Below are 18,032 nucleotides of genomic sequence, written 5' to 3'. Positions count from 1 at the left end.
CGCGCCGTCGTCGGGCACGTCGGTGGGGTCGCTAATGGCCACCCACCTCCTCGACGCCGAACAGCCCCTGGGGGCGCAGGATGAGCGTCCCCACGAGGATGAGGAAGATGAACAGCTCCGGCAGCGCGGAGAAGCCGACGATGTCGCTGGTGAACAGCTCGGTGGTGAACGCGTCCACGAAGCCGACCAGCACGCCGGCGACGACGGTGCCCCGGAACGTGCCGAGGCCACCGACGATGACGACGACGAACGCGGGCAGCAGCACCTCCGCACCGAGGTTGATGCTCGCCGCCCACGCGCTGTCCCACATCAGGAGCGCGCCGGCGACGCCGGTGATGCCGACCCCGACGCCGAAGACGACGGTGAACGCCTGGTGGACGTTCACGCCGAGGGCCTGGGCCATCTCGCCGTCCTCGCTGCCGGCACGGATGTAGAGCCCGTACCGGGTCCGGGTGAGGAACACCCAGACGCCTGCCGTGATGGCGAGGCCGAGCAGTATCTGGAACACCTCCAGCCCCTCGACCCCCAGGCCGACCACGTCGTGGGTCTTCGAGATTATCTCCGGACGGGTGCCCTGGGCCGCCAGCCAGTCCGTCGACGGCTGGATGTCGTAGAACAGCAGCACCATCCGCAACAGCTCCTCCAGCACCAGCGTGATGCCGAAGGTGAGCAGTATCTGGTACAGCGGCGGCCGGTCGTACAGCGGTCGGATGAGCGACACCTCCATCGCCCCACCGAACGCCGTCAGCAGCGCGAACACGACGACGATGGCGACGAAGAAGAGCGCGATGCGCCCGACGTTGCCGGACGCACTCGCGGCGAAGGTCACCATCACGAGCCCGCCGAGGTACGCCCCGATGGCGGTCAGCGAGCCGTGGGCGAAGTTCAACACGCCCATCAGCCCGAAGATGAGCGTCAGCCCGGCGGCGATCATCACGTAGATGGAGGCCTTCGCGAGCCCGTCGAACAGCACCCGACCGAGCACCGACGGGTCGAGGAAGTGCGTGACAGCGTCGACGAGCGAGACGAGCGGTATCACGTCAGGTACCTCCGTATCTCCTCGTCGTCGGCGCTGACGCCCTCGGTCGTGTCCGAGTGGACGACCTCGCCGTGGTCCATCAGGTAGAACCGGTCCGCCAGGTCCATCGCGAGCGGGAAGTTCTGCTCGACGAGCAGCAGCGAGGCGTCGCTGGCGACCGCCCGCAGCGCGTTCGCCACGTCCTCGACGATCTGCGGGGCGAGCCCCTCGCTGGGCTCGTCGACGAGCAACAGGTCGTTCTCCCCGACGAGGCCGCGGGCGATGGCGACCATCTGCTGCTGGCCGCCCGAGAGGTTGCCGGCCTTGCGGTTCCGGAACTCGCGGAGGTCGGGGAACGCCTCGAACGCGCGGTCGAGGTGCCGGTCGACGCCCTCGCCGTCTTTCACCGCGACCTCGATGTTCTCCTCGACGGTGAGCTGGGAGAACATGCGGCGGTCCTCGGGGATCCAGCCCATGCCGGACTGGGCGACCTCGTGGGTCTGCCGGCCGGTCACGTCCTCGCCGTCGTAGGTGACCGTCCCGTCACGCGGCGGGGTCAGCTGGAGCGCGGTCCGCAGCGTCGTCGTCTTGCCGACGCCGTTGCGGCCGACGAGCGCGACGGTCTCGCCCGGGTCGACGTGCAGCGAGACACCCTCGAGGATGTGGCTCTCGCCGTAGAACGTGTGGACGTCGTCGAGTTCGAGCAGGTGGCTCACGCGAGGCCACCTCCGTCGCCGGTCGCGCCGCCGTCGTCACCGCCCTCGACGGTCGGCTCCTCGGGGTCGTAGCCGCCGAGGTACGCCTCCTGCACCGCCTCGTCGTCGCGGACCTCGGTCGGCGGGCCGTCGGCGATGAGCTCGCCCTGGTGCAACACGGCGATGCGGTCCGCGAGGTCCATCACGACGTCCATGTTGTGCTCGACGAGCAGGACGGCGTGGTCGGACGCCACGTTCCGGATGAGCTCGACGACCTCGTCGACGCTCTCGGAGGAGACGCCCGCGGCCGGCTCGTCGAGCAACAGCACGTCGGGGTCGCCCGCGAGCGCGACGGCCAGCTCGAGCTGGCGCTTCTCGCCGTGACTGAGGTTCTGGGCGATGTCGTCGGCCTTCCCGGCGAGACCCACCCGTTCGAGGATGGCCTCTGCCTCGTCGACGTACTCCGGGAACGCGCCGACGTTGCGCCAGAAGCGCGTCGTCGCGTCCCCGTGGGCCTGTGCCGCGACGCGGACGTTCTCCCGCACTGTCGTCGTCGGGAACAGGTTGGTTATCTGGTACGACCGGTGGAGGCCGGCGCTCGCCGTCTCGTGCGGTGCGAGGCCGGTCAGGTCGTGCCACTCGCCGTCGGCCCGGAACTCGACGCTGCCCTCGCTGGGTTCGAGTTCGCCGGTGAGCAGGTTGAAGAACGTCGTCTTCCCCGCCCCGTTCGGGCCGATGAGCGCGCAGCACTCGTCGCTGTCGAGGCCGAACGACACACCGTCGACGGCGGTGATGCCGCCGAAGTGCTTCGTCAGCCCGTCGGTGCGTAACACCTGGTCCGCCATCGCCTACAGGGAGCACCCCATCCCGTCGTCGTCGGCCGGGATGGTCGTCTGGTCCTTGCCGACGCGGGCGACGGGCTCGCCCGGCATGATGCCGGCCCCCCAGCTGTCCGCGAACTCGTCCGTGGTCGGGACGGGGTAGGCGACGGTCATCTCGGAGCGCGCCTGGTTGTTGTACCCCTGGTAGGTGTACGCGTCCGTCCCCTTCGGGGTGTCCGTGACGGTCATCCCCTTCATCGCGCCCGCGATATCGATACCTTCGGTCGAACCGGACGCCTGCACCGCCTGGTGGACGGAGGAGGCGGCGGTGAACGTCCCCGACGTGAACAGGTCGGGCACCTTGCCGTAGGCGCTCGTGTACATGTCGACGAACGAGCTGTTGATCTCGTTGTCGTACTGGTTCCAGTGGTACCGGGTCGTGAACGGGCCGACCTCGGCGTCCTCGATCTTCTCGGCGGTCAGCGGCTCGCCGAGCAGGTTCGTCAGCACCTGGCCGACGACCGCGTTCGTGATCTCCGTGGCGAAGCCGCCGAAGATGCGGATGTCGTAGTTCGCCGCCGTCGTCATGAAGTTCGGCAGCGTGGCGACGGTGAACCCGCCGACGACGGCGTCGGCGTTCGCGTCCACCGCGGCCTCGAACAGCCCCTCGAACTCGGAGTAGCCCTGCGGGACGAAGCGCTCGCCGACGATCTCGATGCCGTTGTTCTCCAGTACCGTCCGGTAGTTGCCGACGACGGCCTGCCCGAACGAGTAGTCCGCGCCCATGAGGAAGACGCGCTCGACGTCGGTCTCCTGGGCGACGTACGTGCCGCCCGAGCGCGCGTCCATCGCGGTGTTCTCGTTGGCACGGAAGATCTGGTCCGAGCAGGTCTCGCCGTTCGAGGTCAGGTTCGCCGACGCCGCCGGACCGGCGATGTACGGGATGTCGACCCCCGAGGTGTTCACGACGGTCTGGGCGACCCGCTCGGCCGCACCGGAGGACGAGCAGCCAAAGAGCACGTCGACGTCGTCCTGCTGGACGAGGTCGGTGGCTGCCGTCTGTGCGACGTCCGCCGAGAACTGCGTGTCCTTGAAGATGAGCTCCCAGGTCACGTCGCCGTCCTCGATGGTGCGGGTCCCGGTCTGGACGTCCGTCAGCGGGTCGGAGTCCGTCCGGTAGGCCAGCCCCGAGAGGAAGCCCCAGATGGACTGCATCCCGTAGTACTGGAGGTCGCCGGACATCGGCTGCATGAGCCCGACCTTGATCGTCCCCGAGGCCGACACGTCCGCCTGGGTCGTGGTCTGCTGTCCACCACCACTGGTGGTTCCCCCATCCGTGGCCGTGTTCGTTTGTGTGTCCGTACCGTTGCCGTCTCCACCACTCGTACAGCCGGCCAGCGCGCCGGAACTGAGTGCGCCCAACGTAGCCATCATTCGTCTTCGTGAGATGCTCACGCGCGACATACTCGATACTATCGACTCAAGACCGGCAAGAATTACGAGGTTAACATGTTAAACCGTCAGTCGTCGAGCTCGGAGAGCGCGTCGACGACGCGGTCGACCATCTTCTGCTGCCCGCGCCGCAGGTTCTTCGAGACGGCGGGCTTCGAGACGCCGAACTCGTCGGCGAGGTCGCCGAGCGTCGTCTCCCGCGGGCTCTCGAAGTAGCCCTCGTTCGCCGCGGTCTCCAGCGTGGTGCGCTCCACGTCCGAGAGGTCGCGACAGCCGCCGATGAGCGTCATCGCCGCGCCCGCGTTCTGCACGATGTCGTTCATCGACGGCAGCGTGACCGTCTCGCGCTCGACGACGTCGAACTCGTTGGCCTTCTCCAGCTCCGAGAGCGTGCCGTCGGCCCGCCCCTCGTCGTCGAAGCCGACGTGCCACATCTCGCTGCCGTCCTCGATGTAGAACGGGCCGGTGATGTAGCCGTCGTTGCGGCGGATCGTCTCCATGGCGTCGGTCTGACCCATCACGGTCTTCAGGTGGGCCACGTCGTCGCGCTTGGCCAGCAGGTCGATGTCGTGCATGTGGTCGTGCTCCTGCAGCGTGTGCAGCCCGTTGTCGAGTGCCCCCCTGTCCGCTCCTTCGACCACCATGCGACATTCGAGTTCCTCGGCGACCGGATGGAACTCCCAGTGCGCCGCCGCGAACGCCACGTCGTGGTCCGCGGTGGTGTCGATGAACGGGCAGTCGTACTGCTGCATGTCCATCGAGAGGTCTATCATAATCGTTCGTGTCCAGTGTTCACACATCGGTACATCGGTTCATAAGCGTTTCTTTCCCACACCCCGCTCTCCCGCCGAAACCGGCGAGAAGCACCGGCTCACGACCCCGCTGTCACTCACGAACGAAGCGGGCGGCGACCGCGAAGCAGAGTAGCACCATCGCCGCGACCCGGATGACCGCCTCGATGGAGGGCCACAGGCCATCGTCCTCGTCCGACGGTGGCCGCGCCCCGGGCTCCGCTGGCTGTGCCGGGTCCGCCGCCGTCGTCGCGGGTACGTTCGCGGGCCCGGTGTCGACCGCGACGGTGCCGCTCTCGCCCATCGAAACCTCCGCCGGGGTGACGTTGTCTGTGCCCGTCAGGGTGGACCGGCTCACAGGCACCCAGTCGTCGCCGACGGAGAGCCCGCCCAGCGCGCGATGGCCCGACGAGAGTTGCAGTCCATCGCCGTCGTGGGTCTGGATCGGCAGCTGGAAGCTCCCGGCGCGGTCGACCCGGACAGCCAACCCGTCGGCGAGCGAGCCGTTCGTCGAGACGACGTTGGCCTCGTGGACCGTCGCCGTCTCGTCGGTGCCGACGTCGACGGCCCCGACGGTCGTGGTCGCCGCGACGGACCCGTTGCCCGCCAGCACGGCCGGTCCGCTCGCACCGGTGCTCGCCGGGTCCGGCGGTTCGTCGGGGCCGGCGCTCTCCTGACCGGTGTCGCTGGTGGCTCCGTCGTCCATCGTCGCGCCGACGAACGGTGCGGCGAGCACTGCCAGGACGACGAGACAGACGAGCCACAGTCTCGAGCGCCCCACGCTCCCCCCGCTCTTCCGGTATCGTATCGCCATTCCTACCCCCAACTACACCCTCGAGCGGTCGATGGCCCCCACCACCGACAGCGGCCCGCTCCACGGGCTATCTGGTATAGTTACTCGAACGTAGCTCGCCGAATTAAAACAATCTTCGCCATTGTATACAAGGCGAATTTATGTGTGGTACCGAGTGGCGTGGGTGACGCGGCCGACCACGCACCGTCACCGGAACCACGAGGAGAACCTCCAGGGGTCGCCACCCGGCGCAGCCTACGCCGCGCCGAACTCCCGTGCGATGGTCTCGCGGTCGATCTTCGACGGGCCGGAGGTGGGCATCTCGTCGACGAACGCGAGGTGGCGCGGTCGCTTGAAGCGGGCGAGTTTCCCGTCGAGGAAGGCGGTCAGCTCCTCCAGGGACAGGGACTCGTCGCCCTCGACGACGGCCCTGCCGACCTGCCCCCATTGGTCGTCGGGGACGGGGACGACGACGACCTCGTCGACCTTCGGGTGGCCCGAGATAACGTCCTCGATCTCGGCGGGATAGACGTTCTCGCCGCCGGAGACGTACATGTTCTTCTTGCGCCCCTCGATGTAGACGTAGCCCGCGTCGTCCCGCCGGGCGAGGTCGCCGGTCGACACCCACCCATGCCCGAACGTCGCCTCGGTCTCCTCGGGCGCGTGCCAGTAGCCGGCGGCGGCGTGCGGGCTGGCGAGTTCGAGCTCGCCGACGCGCCCGGGCGCGACGGGACTCCCGTCGTCGTCGACGATACGCACGTCGACGTGCATCGCGGGGACGCCGACGCTGTCCGCCTTCTCGTGGGGCCAGTTCGTCGGCATCGTGAAGTTGTTCGGGCCGCACTCGGTGAGGCCGTACCCCTGCGAGAGGTCGACGCCGCGGTCCCACCACGCCTGCATGACCGAGGCGCGACAGGGACCGCCGCCGGACTTCACGAACCGGAGCGTCGAGAGGTCGGCGTCGTCCCAGCCGTCGGCCTGCGTCATCATGCGCAGGACGGCCGGTACCGCCACGAGCAGCGTCGCGTCGCGCTCGTCGACGATGGAGAGCACCTCCCTTTCGTCGAACTCGCGGGCGATGACGACCTCCGCACCGAGGTGGAACATCGGGACGGTGAGGACGTTCCAGCCGCCGGTGTGGAACATCGGGAACACCATCGGCGTCACGTCCGCCGGGCGCAGGCCCCACGCCGTGATGGTGTTGACCGAGTTCCAGGCGATGGTGCCGTGCGTAAGCACCGTCTCCTTCGGCGTCCCCGTCGAGCCACCGGTGTGCAGGAACAGGTGTGCGTGGTCCTCGTCGACGCCCGCCGGCGCGACCGGCGAGCCGTCGTCGGGCACGGCAGCGTCGAAGGACTCGTGGGCAGTCTCGCCCAGCCCGAGGACCGGGCCATCGTAGTCGCAGGCGTCGTGGTCGAGCGCGTCGCCGACCACCGCCTCGAACGGCTCCTCGACGACCAGCAGCGACGGGGCCACGTTCGAGAGCAGTTCACCCAGCTCGCGCGGCGCGAGCCGGTGCGACAGCGGCGCGAGCACGCCGCCGGTCTTCCCCGTGGCGAAGAACAGGTCGACCAGCTCGGGTCGGTTCCGGGAGACGACGGCGACACGGCCGCCGACCGTCACGTCTCCGGGGTCGTCCCCACCCGGGGTCGCCCGTCCGGCCCCGCCGACGTTCGGCATCGTCGCTGCGTCCGTGACGTCGACGCCGTGCTCCCGGAGGAGCCGTGCGACACGGTTCGCCCGCCGGTCGAGCTCCGCGTAGGTGTACGCCTCGCCCGTCGTCGCGTCCCGGAGTCCCACCCGGTCCGGCGAGAGCGACGCCCGGCGCTCGGACCAGGCACCGACCCAGCCACCGGCGTGCGGGCCAGCGGTCGACCCCGTTCCGTCCCGGCCGTCGGTCCCGCCGGCTGTGCCGTCGTCCCCGGAACTACCCATCGTGTGCCTCCACGCCCGCGTGCGCGTTGGCGGCGTGTACCGTCACGTGCCCCCGGATGTTCGCCGTCACGTCGTCGGCGTCCTCGATGAAGAACAGGTGCGAGCCCCCCTCGTACAGCTCGAGTTCGGCGTTCGGCAGCGCCGCGGCCAGTCGCTCGCCGTTTGCGACGGGGAGCACGCGGTCGTCGGTGCCGTGGAGCACCAGCGTCGGGAGCGTCAGCTCGTCCAGCCACGGCGTGCTGTCGAAGGCGGCGACCGCGCCGGCCTGGGCGTTCCGCGCGGCCGCCGGCGCATCCGAATCCAGCCGCCAGTCGACGATCCGCTCGACCAGTTCCTCGTTCTCCTCGGCGAACGGCTCCGTCATCGCGGGCGTCATCTTGTACCGGATTGCCTCGCGTTCGTCGTACTCCTCGGGTACGTCGAACATGTACTCCTGTGTCTCCGGCGGGGTCTCGACGGCGTCCTCGCCCCCGTGCGAGGTACAGAGCAGTGTCAGCGAGACGGCCCGGTCGTAGTCGCGGGCGTACCGCTGGGCGGTCATCCCGCCCATGCTCGCGCCGACGACGTGCGCCGCCTCGATATCCTCGGCGGCCAGAACCGCCTCGAGGTCGCTCGCGAACGCCGCGATGCTGTACGCCTCCGGGTCCTCGGGCACCTCGGACTCCCCCGTCCCCCTGTTGTCGAACACGAGGGTCCGGTAGTCGTCCAGTCGCTCGCGCTGGAACCGCCACATCCAGCGCGCGTAGCCCAGTCCCTCGCAGAAGGCCACCACCGGCGCGTCCTGCGGTCCGTCCACGTCGTAGGAGATAGTCACTCCATCGTTGTCCACGGTCGGCATATCTGTGGCAACGCTTGTCGGGATAGAAAAGACCCCGTTTCACATGTTAACCCCTAACTTGAATCCGGTACGCGGCTCCCGTTCCGACATGACAGTCGCGACGGTGGGGGACTCCGCCACGGCACGCATGACGGTATCGACCGACGCAATCGAGGACTACGCCGCGCTCGTCGGCGACGACAACCCACTCCACGTCGACGACGGCTACGCCGCCGAGACGATGTTCGAGGGCCGTATCGCCCACGGGATGCTCCCCGCCGGCCTCGTCAGCGCCGCACTCGCCGACCTCCCTGGCGACGTGGTGTACGTCTCGCAGGACCTCGAGTTCCGTGCCCCGGTCCGTCCCGGCGACACCGTCGCGGCCACGGTCGAGGTCGTCGAGGACCTCGGCGACGGCCAGCTCCGGGTCCGGACCACCGCCACCGTCGACGACACGACCGTCCTCGGCGGCGAGGCCACCGTCCTCTCGCTCGCGCACGAGCCCGCCGAGGGCAGCTGTGAGGCCGAAGCCGGTGCGGACTGAGTCTGTTCTGGCGATTCTTCGATTCTCGACCAGCTGGCTGGCGCGCGCTGGCAAGACTGCGCGAGCGAAGCGAGCGCGTCAAGCCAGCACCGTGCGAGGGACGAGAAGCGCAGGGAGCCTGCGACCGAGCATCGCAGGAGGCTGGGGAGGTGTGAGGTACGGTTGCGGTGCTGTCGGGCGGGACTGAAAGGGGCGAGTCGCAGGAGGAAGGTGGCCGACGCAAGCACCGCAGGAACGAGGAGCGCGGCGAGGCCTCCGACTCCCGCGACTCGGGGCTTTCGAGGTGTAAAGAGCGGCTCGAAGGGCAGCTGAAAACCACTCGAAACATCCTGTTGAGACCGACCGTCGCGTTTATCCGGGCACAGCGGGAACGTGACGCCGATGGAGCGTCTCCACGCCCGGTACCCGTTCTTCGCGGCCGCCCGCGAGGCGGTCGACGCGGCGGCCGTCGACCTCGGCGAGCTGGTCGCCCGGCCCGACGAGCCGGCGGTCGAGCGTGCTATCGACCGGGTGGTGTCGGCGCTCACCGACCACACCATCGGCGAGCCCCACGGCGACGACCGCATCGAGCTGCTGTCGTACCCGGTCGCGCGCGTCGTCGTCTCGCTGGTGGACGACCCGGTGGTCACCCGGACGTACGCGAAGGCGGAGGCCGCGACCGCCCACGAGCGGGTGCTCGCGGACCTCGACGGGGGGGACGGACTCAACTTCACAAGCAACGACACGGATCTCACCGTCGAGCGGCTCCTGACGGAGTTCGACCTCGACGGCGAGGTGACCCCGACCGACGACGGCTACGAGGTCGCGGTCACCCGGTACCTGCAGCTCGCGGGCGACCTCGACGACCTCGACTGGCGGCTCCCGCGCCGGAGCCTCGCCGACGGCGAGGTGCCGGTCACCCGAGACGAGCTGCTCGAACTGCTCCGGGCGGCCATCGAGGAGCGCGTCGCCGCGGGCCTGCCGTTCGCCGTCCCCGATGCCATCGGCGAGCACCTGGACCACGCCGTCGTGGCCGTCGAGGACGTGCTCTCCGACCCGGCGGTTCCGACCACGTTCGACGACGTCGAGCCGGCGGCGTTCCCGCCCTGTGTGGACGCGCTGCTGGAGCGGGCCCGCGACGGCGAGGAGTTGCCCGACCACTCGTGGTTCGTCCTGCTGTCGTTCTGTGCGACGGTCGGGATGCACGCCGAGGAGGTCGTCGCCATCGTCGACCCGGACGACGAGACGGTCGCCGAGCGCATCCGCTACGGCGTCGAACGCGTCGCCACGTCGGAGGGCGAGATCGCGTACCCGCCGGTGTCGTGTGCGACGATGCAGACCTACGGCGACTGCGTGAACAAGGACGAGACCTGCGAGACCATCGTGCACCCGCTGTCGTACTACGAGACGCGTCTCGCGGCCGACGACTGATCACTCCTCGTCTTCGAGATCGAGCCAGTAGCTGCGGGTGTAGCCGACGATGGTCATCAGGACGACGAAGCCGGCGATGGCGTAGGCGAGCATCCGGCCGCCCTGGGTGGACAACACGCCCGTGTCGCTCCCGTAGGCCATCCCGACGTAGGCCATGGCAGCGATGACGGCCAGGACAGAGGCGCCGGCGACCACGACCTCCTTGACGGTATCAGCGTCCATCTCGTGTCGGCGTTTCAGTGGCCGGGACAAAAGCGTGTCGTACTTACGCCACAGACAGCGTCATCGGCTCGAACGACAGGAACGCCGTCTCGTAGCCCTCGTGGCGGGCCACCTGCGGGGGGGTCGTCACCCGGAGTGTCAGCTCGTCGCCGGATTCGAGTCCATCGACCGTCGCGCCGTAGTGGTAGCCCAGCTCGGGGTCGAGGAACGCACCGAGCGCGTCGTCGAGGACGGTCCGGCCGTCGCGGTCGACGGACGCCTCGAGACCGAGGCGCGGTATCAGCATCCCGTTGTACGGCGTCCGCGGCGAGACCGCGAGGTGCGTGCCGGAGCCGAACCGGTCGGCCTCGACCGCCTGCACGACGAACTGCGCGTCGCCCGAACTCGCGGTCCCGACCGTCTGGCCCGGCAGCTCGTCGGCCGTCGGAGCGATGCCCAGCGGCATCTCCATCGTCGACATCGGCTCGACGGCCGCCAGGTCGCCCGCCCTGTCGGGCGTGTTCTCGTAACGGATCTCCTGTTTCCCCGCCTCGCTGTAGGAGAGCTCGAGGTCGATGGTCGTCGACTCCGCGAACCGGCCGTCGAACGCGCCGACAGTCTCGACGCCGCTGAGACCGCCGATACCGACCCCGACGGTGTAGTTCGCGGTGCCGTCGAGCGCAAAGTTCGCGCCGTAGTGGAAGCCCATCGGCTGTGAGAGCATGGGGTAGATGACCTCCTCGGTGACGGTCTCGCCGTCGTTCGTCACCGCGATGCTGACGCCGGCGTCGGGGACGACCGTCCCGGTCTCGGGGTCCCAGATGCTCACCATGACGTGCGCGTCGTCGCGGTCGCGGATGGCGTGTTTGCTCGCCTCGTCGCCTGTCACCGTCCAGAACCGGTGCGGGTAGCTGTACATCACCGCGGCGGCGTAGTCCCCCGACGTGGCCATGTCGGTCATCTTCATCCCCTCGACGTGTGTCGGGTAGTAGACCGCGTCCGGGCGGTCGGAGAGGACAGGCGGCTGGCCGGCCGTCTGCGTCTCGAGCAGCCCGAAACAGCCGGCCAGCCCGGCGCTCGCGGCCCCCGCCGTGGCCCCGAGGAACGTGCGTCTGTTCATGGTGCAGCCTCGGGGACTGACGGAAAAACGGCTTCTGGTTTAGCCGTCGAAACGGGCCGTGTCACCGCTCACCCACGGCGGAGTCGTCGCCTACTCCGGCCGCGGCGTCGGGAGCGCACGGTGGGCCCGCGGCGGCAGCAGGAAGTTCCCGCGACGCTTCACGAACGTGTACTCCTGGATGCCGTTGTTGACGCGCTGGCGGATCGTCGGGGTGTCGGTGAGGTCCTCGCCAGCCATCGCGGTCTTCGTCTCGACGAAGTCGCCGATACCCTCCTGGACCGCGAGGAAGTGCAGGCCGGCCTCGCCGCGGTCCGTCGAATCGAAGTCACGTCTGAGGATGATCGGCCGGCCGTCCGTCCGGGCCCTGGCGAGCTTCTGGGAGTGCCCGACGCGGCCGGCCGAGCGGGCGTCCTCCTCGATGGTCTCGGCGCAGCCGTCGACGCCGGCGTCGTCGCCGAGGTTCTCCCCGACGCCCTCCACGGTCCCGTTCTCCGCGTGGGCCGGGCAGAACATCTCCGCGACGCGGTCCTCCTGGTCCTGTTCGACGTACCAGTCGTCGAGGCGGAGCCGGATGCGGGAGATGTGCTGGGTCGTCGCGCCGGCGAACGGCCCCTCCGAGATGGTGACGCCGTCCTCCGTCGCCTGGTTCTTCTCGAAGCCGGACTTGAACCCCATGTACAGCGGTGCGTCCTCGTCGATCTCCGCACCGTCGGGAATGCCCGAGACGTCGCTGTTCTCCGCCGGCAGGCCTGCCCCGACGAAGCCGGTCCGCCGACCGGGGAACTCGTCGGGGAGGTCGAGCACGTCGCCGAGGTGGGCCGACAGCTCGACGCCGTTGGCGGTGTCGCTGTTGCCCTTCAGCGCCTCCTCGGCCTCGAGCAGGGCCGTCCCGCTGTCGCTTGCGAGGTGGAGGACCACGTCGTGGCTGTCCAGCTCGGGGTCCTCGAACGACGTGAGCGCCGCCGGCTCGGGCAGGTCGACCGAGTCGGGCAGGGGCTCCTCGAACCGGTCGAAGTAGCGCGGCGAGTAGCCGACCGTGAACAGCAGCCCCTCGTTCGACCACTCGAAGGCGCGTTCGAGGCTCCGGAACGCGGCCTCGACGGTCTCGCGCTCGTCGGCCGTCGGCGTCCCGTCGCCCGCGTAGTCGGCGTACAGCAGGACGTGGTGGCGGGCGAGGACGTGGTTGCCGTGGTCGTCGGTCGGGATGGCGTCGTTCCAGGCGTGCTGTCGGTCCGGCAGGCTGGTCGGGTCGTCGACACCCGTCGGGATGGACTCCCCGTCACCGTCACCGAACCGTCCGAGGCAGGCGGAGAGGGCGCTCATGCCGCCGATGGCGACCGCCGACTTGACGAACTCGCGGCGGTCGATTCCGCGGCTGTCGCTGGGGCTCATTGCGTTGCGGTTGGCACTGGCCGGCAAAAAACGGCGTGGTGCACGAGTCGAAAGGGCGAACAGGCGACGGGCCGCTGTCGCGCCGGGGTTCGTCGCACACCCGCCCAGGCCGCCGGCGCGCGTCGGTCAGGACACGCCGGGGCTGGTGCCGGCATCGTACAAGAACTACTCGGCGAGCAGTTCGTCGACCAGCAGCGTGAACCGGTCGACGAGGCGCTCGGGAAGCGTCGGCGTCACGTCCGAGAGCAACTCGCCGGTCCGCGCTGGTGCAGCGAGCACAAGTGTTACCCGGTTCCGGGCGTCGCGACGCTTCTCCACGAGTCCAGCCTCGACCAGGTTGTCGACGTGGTGCTCGAGCGTCGACCGGGCGATGCCCACCTCGTCGGCGACCGTCCTCGGCCCCTGCGGCCCGGCCTCGATGAGCGTCAGCAGTACCTCCCGCGTCGTCTCGCGACGGACGAGGGCGAGTGCCGCCCGGTCGAACTCGTCGTAGCCGGGCGGGTAGTAGTGGGTCCGCCCGAACAGCTCCTCGCGGACCACCTCGCCAGCGCCGACGAGGTCGCGCACGTGGTACTGGACCTGTCCCGGCGCGACGGGCAGCTCCCTGACGAGCTCGTTGAAGTGGATCCCCGGCGTTCCCTCGATCTCGGTCGCGATGAGTGCTCTCGTGTCCGTCATTGGTTCACCCCTGTCCCCTGTCGGAGCGACCGCGCGTACCACACCGCACCGACGACGAGCGCCGTCATCACCACGTCGAGGCTGTGCTCGACGAGGTGGTGGGTCGCGTCCGGGAGCATCCCCAGCATCGTGACCCACGCGACGGCCGACCGCGCGGCGATGGCCGCCAGCGCGAGTACGACGAGGAGGTAGGGCCGCGATCCTCGCCGGACGTAGGCCGCGAGCCCGAGCCCGAGCAGCACCGCCGACCCGAGCGCGGCCAGTCCGATGACCGCGAGCAGCACCGGGTCGACGATCGTCGTCTGCGCGTGGAGCGGAACGCCCCCCGACAGGAACTCCATTTGGCCGGTGTAGGGTCCCGCGCCACCTTAACCGTTCGATTCGGTGGAAGACTTACGGTGCTCCAACCCCTATTTCTACTCGAATAAGAACCGGCACGAATCGCACGGTTCGATGGAGCATACGCATGACGCACACCAGAATCACACCCGCGTCAGAGCGGTCCGGTCCGTCGGTCCAACCGCCGACCGGAACCATGTCACGTTACACCCGTCCCGTCCCCGCCGACGCCCACCTCGACCCCCGGTCGCGGCGAGCACGGACCGAACCGATGGCCGTCGCCCCCCTCGGGAGCGGCCGCTACGCCGTCGCGACCGAACACGGCTCGTACCTCGTCGACGCACGCGAGCACCGCTGTACCTGCCCCGATCACACGTTCCGCGGCGAGCGCTGCAAGCACCTCCGTCGCGTCGCCATCGAGATCACCGAGGGTGCGGTGCCCCCGCCGAGCCACGTCGCAGTCGGCTGTGCCGTCTGTGGCACCACGACGTTCGTCCACCGGGACGCACCCGAACCGCACTTCTGCGACCCGCACGCGCTCCGTCGCGGCGACCTCGCCACGGACCGCGAGACGGGCGCGACGGTCATCGTCGTCGGTGTCACCCCCCGCCGGGCGGACGAGGTCCGCATCGAGAGCCACGACTGCACCGTCGCCGAGTACGAGACCAACCGTGCGTACCCCGCCGACGACCCGGTCGTGACCGCCGTCTTCCCGGCCGGCGCTGCGGTCGACGACGACACGACGCCGGACTCGCTCCGGGTGTACTCATTCCCGGCGTCGCGGCTCCGGCGCGTCGACCCCGAAGGGAACTGAGTGGAGGGGCGGAGGTTCAAATACCAGGGGGCGGCCAACCGGGGCGTGTCCTGACCAGCCACCGTCCGGCGGGACGCGGTCGCGCGGTGTGTCGCCGGACGCTCCCCAGCACCGCCTGTTCGCCTACTCGTACTCCCCGAGGTCGCGCTTTCGCGTGCCACCGACGAACTCCTCGAAGTCGGTGCCGTCGGACAGCGCCGTCTCCTTCTTCACCCGGTAGTTCCCCCCGTCCGTCGTGTGCAGGTCGGCCGGGTGGAAGAAGTACCAGTCCTCCCGGTCGAAGCGCACCCCGACCCTCGCCTTCGCACCGAAGTTCTGCGAGAAGTACAGCAACGCCTCGATCTCCTCCCCGTCGAGGTAGATGGGTCGCCCCGAGGAGGACTTCGCCTCGATGGCGTAGAACCGCTCGCCGTCGCCCGCGAGGACGTCCGGTAGCTCCCGCTCCGTCGCGCTCCCGCTCGCCGGCGCTCGCATCACCGCGAAGCCGGCCTCGTCGAGGCGGTTGACGAGCTCGCGCTCCCGCCTGTCGCCCTTGCGGTTGGAACTCATGGGGACTCCTCGGCGAGCGTCGGATAAAAATGGCCCGTCGTCGGTCGCGCGGTCGTCCTACTCCTCGTCGTCGTCGACGGCCTCGATAGCCGCGGCGGCAGCGGCGGCCACGTCGTCGGTCTCCGCACCGGCGTCGTCGTCTGCGACGTCGGTCGTGTCGGCGTCGAACCCGGCTGTCTCGTCGTCGTCGGACGCGTCCGCTGCCTCGTCGTCGGCATCTTCGCCCGCATCGTCGACTGCTTCCTCGTCCGTGTCGCGTTCGACGTCGTCCGATCCGTCGTCAAACGGCGTCTCTTCGTCCCCGGTCTGCGACGGTTCGTGCTCGTCGTCGTCCCCGTCGACCGCTTCGACCTCGTCGACGGGCGTCGGCTCCACGCTGGCGACGTCCGCCATCTCGGCGACTTCCTCGTCACCCTCGAGAGTGTCTGCTTCCTCGTCACTCCCGAGGTCGATGTCGCCGACCTCGAGGTCCGCGTGGGCACCGAACTCGTCGTCGCTCCCGTCGTCGGTGACAGCCTCGGAGACGGTGTCGTCGTCGGCTTCGACCCCGGCCTCGGCGTCGGGTTCGTCGTCTGCCTCGACCACAGGCTCGTCTTCCTCGGTGACGGTCTCGGCGTCGGGTTCGTCGTCGGCTTCGTCAGCGACATCCGGTGCTCCCTCGTCGGTAGTGGGGGACGGCTCGGGTTCCTCGGCAGTCGTCGCGTCTGCCTCCGTCGCCTCGGTGGCGGCACCGTCGTCGCCGTCGTCCGGTTCACTGACGCCGCCACCGGAGGCGACCGCGTCGGCTCCGGGGACGCCGGCGTCGGCCGCCGCGTCGCCGCCCGGCAGGATGTCGCCGGGCTGGAGGTACCACCAGCCGCCGAGCAGCAGCGCCCCCACGAGGAATGCGCTGAGCGCGATGGACGCCGCGCCGGTCGCGGCGAGCACCAGCGAGAGGAGCACGCCGCCGGCACCGAGCGCCAGCAGCATCGTCGCCCGGAGGCTCCGCTCGATGCGCTCCTCGATGACGGCGTCCACGTCGGCCTGCGTGACGTACTCGTCCTGGAGCGTCCGCTCGATGGTCGCGATGTCGGCCTCCGTGTCCGCGCGGAGGTCGCCGACGCGACCGGTCAGGTCCTCTCGGAGCGCGGCGGTCGCGGCTTCGCGCTCGGCACGGAGCGCCTCGAGGTCGGCCACGAGGTCCGTCCGGACCGACTCGATCTCGGCGTCGAGCTCGGAGCGGGCCGACGCGACGGCGCTGTCGAGCTCGCCGCGGACCGCCTCGAACTCCTCGTCCGTCGCGGTCTCGTGCTGCCCGACGCGGTCGACGAGCGCGTCGAGGTCGTCGGCACGGGCTGCGGCGTCGTCGAGTTCGGCCAGCTGTTCGTCCGTCTCGCGCAGCGACTCGGCGGTCGCCATCCGGTCCTCGACGTCGTCGACCGTCTCCACGAGCTCGTCGAGGTCGTCGGCGCGGGCGGCCGCCGCGTCCAGTTCGTCGACACGTTCGTCGAGCTGTTCGACCGTCTCGGCACGGGCGGCCTCCTGCGAGAGGTCGTCGAGTCGCGACTCCAGCGCCGCGAGCCTGTCGACCTCGGCCTTCGCCTGGTCGAGCGTCTCGACGGCGTCTCGCACGGTCTCGAGGTCGCTCTCCGCGGCGGCGCGGTCCTCGAGGTCGCGCAGGTCGGCGCGGGTCTGCTGGACGTCGGCCGCGTCGGCCTTCAGCCCGTACAGCTCGGCGATGCTCTCGTCGAGCTCCTCGATCTCGTCTTCGAGCTGGTCGCGGCGCTGCTGGACGCGGTCGCGGAGCCGGTCCAGGAATGCGGCGGTCGATTCGGACAGTTCGAGGTTCAGCGCCGACGCGATGGCGTCGCGGTCGCCCTCGGGGATGCGGTCCTCACGGAGTTCGGCGGCGAGGACGGAACCGATCGGCTCGCCCTCGCGGTGTGTCGGCGCGGGCTCCGTCTCCGGTTCGTCGGCCGCTGTGTCGGCCTCAGCGTCGGCGTCATCGTCCGCCGGTGGGGCGACCACGGCCGTCTCCGGTTCCTCGCCCGGGTCGTCGAGCGAGAGCGTCTCGACCGGTTCGGCGTCGTCGTCCGCCTCGCCGGGGGCGTCGTCGCTCTCCGCGGGTTCGGTCACGCTCATCTCCTCGCCGTCGACGTCCAGCGTGGAGACGGCCTCGCCGGCGGCCTCGGCGGCCTCGTCCGCGTCGACGGTGACGCCGATGGTCGGCTCGTTCAGGAACGGCGCGGGGTCGTCCAGCGACGAGCGCCGGACGCCGTACACCGTCGTCACCGACTCGTCCGGGTCGAGTCGGCGACGGTACGCGATGTCGTGTGGTCCGGTCCGTCGCCAGTTCTCGGCCTCGTAGTCGTCGTGGAAGCCGAACTCGTCGGGCTCCAGCGAGTCCGGTGTCGAGTCGCGGAGCTCCAGCGTCACCGGTTCGTCCCGCATCGACGCGATGTCGTACGTCACGACTGGCACCGCAGCCCCTCGGTCAGTCACCCACTTCCGAACCCGGACGCCCCCCTCGGCGACCACCACGGCGTCACCGTCCGCTGGTGGCCAGTCGACCGATTCCTCGTCCGTCGATAGTTCGTGTTCCTCGCTCACGTTGGTGCATCAACATCCCCGACCCATTTCATCCTATCGGAAGGTTTCATGGAAATTAAGAGTTCAACGGGGAA

At 69.7% G+C, this 18,032-nt stretch carries 18 protein-coding genes; 3 read left to right on the top strand and 15 right to left on the bottom strand.

Translation table 11 applies throughout. From position 1 onward, the window contains the following. Positions 1–31: 31 nt before the first annotated feature. From NO345_RS00560 to NO345_RS00525, 8 genes are all read right to left on the bottom strand, one after another. Positions 32–1,039, bottom strand: a complete 1,008-nt coding sequence (locus NO345_RS00560) for a branched-chain amino acid ABC transporter permease (protein WP_256295781.1) — start codon at positions 1,037–1,039, stop codon at positions 32–34. Further along, the gene (locus NO345_RS00555; RefSeq protein WP_256295780.1) at positions 1,036–1,734 is read right to left on the bottom strand and encodes an ABC transporter ATP-binding protein; all 699 of its coding nucleotides are present in this window, start codon (positions 1,732–1,734) and stop codon (positions 1,036–1,038) included. Before NO345_RS00555 ends, NO345_RS00560 begins: the two co-directional genes overlap by 4 nt. Then, positions 1,731–2,558 (bottom strand): ABC transporter ATP-binding protein, encoded by an 828-nt coding sequence (locus NO345_RS00550; RefSeq protein WP_303646707.1) that lies wholly within the window; start codon positions 2,556–2,558, stop codon positions 1,731–1,733. Before NO345_RS00550 ends, NO345_RS00555 begins: the two co-directional genes overlap by 4 nt. 3 nt (positions 2,559–2,561) lie before the next feature. Next, positions 2,562–3,998, bottom strand: coding sequence for an ABC transporter substrate-binding protein (locus NO345_RS00545; RefSeq protein WP_438266745.1), 1,437 nt, complete (start codon positions 3,996–3,998; stop codon positions 2,562–2,564). A gap of 56 nt (positions 3,999–4,054) precedes the next feature. After that, on the bottom strand, positions 4,055–4,759 hold the full coding sequence (locus tag NO345_RS00540) for a helix-turn-helix domain-containing protein (RefSeq protein WP_256295778.1): 705 nt from the start codon (positions 4,757–4,759) through the stop codon (positions 4,055–4,057). A gap of 112 nt (positions 4,760–4,871) precedes the next feature. Beyond that, positions 4,872–5,558 (bottom strand): hypothetical protein, encoded by a 687-nt coding sequence (locus NO345_RS00535; RefSeq protein ID WP_256295777.1) that lies wholly within the window; start codon positions 5,556–5,558, stop codon positions 4,872–4,874. 267 nt (positions 5,559–5,825) lie between these two features. Further along, positions 5,826–7,505, bottom strand: a complete 1,680-nt coding sequence (locus NO345_RS00530) for an AMP-binding protein (RefSeq protein ID WP_256295776.1) — start codon at positions 7,503–7,505, stop codon at positions 5,826–5,828. Continuing rightward, positions 7,498–8,343 (bottom strand): alpha/beta fold hydrolase, encoded by an 846-nt coding sequence (locus tag NO345_RS00525; RefSeq protein WP_256295775.1) that lies wholly within the window; start codon positions 8,341–8,343, stop codon positions 7,498–7,500. Before NO345_RS00525 ends, NO345_RS00530 begins: the two co-directional genes overlap by 8 nt. Positions 8,344–8,431: 88 nt before the next feature. Here NO345_RS00525 and NO345_RS00520 point away from each other — a divergent pair, with 88 nt between their 5' ends. Both NO345_RS00520 and NO345_RS00515 read left to right on the top strand, forming a co-directional pair. Next, positions 8,432–8,866: a MaoC family dehydratase gene (locus tag NO345_RS00520; protein ID WP_256295774.1), complete on the top strand. Its 435-nt coding sequence runs from the start codon at positions 8,432–8,434 to the stop codon at positions 8,864–8,866. Positions 8,867–9,247: 381 nt separating this feature from the next. Continuing rightward, entirely contained in the window at positions 9,248–10,276 is a 1,029-nt protein-coding gene (locus NO345_RS00515) for a DNA primase large subunit PriL (protein WP_256295773.1), read from the top strand. On the opposite strand, the gene NO345_RS00510 is transcribed toward NO345_RS00515, so the two are convergent. The 5 genes from NO345_RS00510 to NO345_RS00490 all read right to left on the bottom strand — a co-directional run bounded on the left by NO345_RS00510 (position 10,277) and on the right by NO345_RS00490 (position 14,008). After that, complete coding sequence (locus NO345_RS00510) at positions 10,277–10,498, bottom strand: DUF7472 family protein (protein ID WP_256295772.1); 222 nt, start codon at positions 10,496–10,498, stop codon at positions 10,277–10,279. A 43-nt stretch (positions 10,499–10,541) separates the two neighbouring features. After that, positions 10,542–11,597: a DUF7350 domain-containing protein gene (locus tag NO345_RS00505; RefSeq protein ID WP_256295771.1), complete on the bottom strand. Its 1,056-nt coding sequence runs from the start codon at positions 11,595–11,597 to the stop codon at positions 10,542–10,544. A gap of 90 nt (positions 11,598–11,687) precedes the next feature. Then, positions 11,688–12,989: a DUF7405 family protein gene (locus NO345_RS00500; RefSeq protein WP_256295770.1), complete on the bottom strand. Its 1,302-nt coding sequence runs from the start codon at positions 12,987–12,989 to the stop codon at positions 11,688–11,690. A 165-nt stretch (positions 12,990–13,154) separates the two neighbouring features. After that, entirely contained in the window at positions 13,155–13,667 is a 513-nt protein-coding gene (locus NO345_RS00495) for a winged helix-turn-helix transcriptional regulator (RefSeq protein ID WP_256295769.1), read from the bottom strand. Beyond that, a complete protein-coding gene (locus NO345_RS00490) occupies positions 13,664–14,008 on the bottom strand; it encodes a DUF7471 family protein (RefSeq protein ID WP_256295768.1) in 345 nt (114 codons plus the stop codon). Before NO345_RS00490 ends, NO345_RS00495 begins: the two co-directional genes overlap by 4 nt. A 194-nt stretch (positions 14,009–14,202) precedes the next feature. On the opposite strand from NO345_RS00490, the gene NO345_RS00485 reads away from it, so the two are divergent. After that, positions 14,203–14,820, top strand: a complete 618-nt coding sequence (locus tag NO345_RS00485) for an SWIM zinc finger family protein (RefSeq protein ID WP_256295767.1) — start codon at positions 14,203–14,205, stop codon at positions 14,818–14,820. A gap of 123 nt (positions 14,821–14,943) precedes the next feature. Here the strand turns inward: NO345_RS00485 and hjc are convergent, their stop codons facing one another. Together hjc and NO345_RS00475 are read right to left on the bottom strand one after the other, a co-directional pair. Continuing rightward, the gene (hjc, locus tag NO345_RS00480; RefSeq protein WP_256295766.1) at positions 14,944–15,369 is read right to left on the bottom strand and encodes a Holliday junction resolvase Hjc; all 426 of its coding nucleotides are present in this window, start codon (positions 15,367–15,369) and stop codon (positions 14,944–14,946) included. Between the two features lie 57 nt (positions 15,370–15,426). Beyond that, complete coding sequence (locus NO345_RS00475) at positions 15,427–17,958, bottom strand: coiled-coil domain-containing protein (protein ID WP_256295765.1); 2,532 nt, start codon at positions 17,956–17,958, stop codon at positions 15,427–15,429. Between the last annotated feature and the right edge of the window lie 74 nt (positions 17,959–18,032).

It is taken from the genome of Haloarchaeobius salinus (genome assembly GCF_024464185.1).
In the GTDB taxonomy this organism is placed as follows: domain Archaea; phylum Halobacteriota; class Halobacteria; order Halobacteriales; family Natrialbaceae; genus Haloarchaeobius; species Haloarchaeobius salinus.
This window is presented reverse-complemented; position numbering and strand designations above follow the sequence as displayed.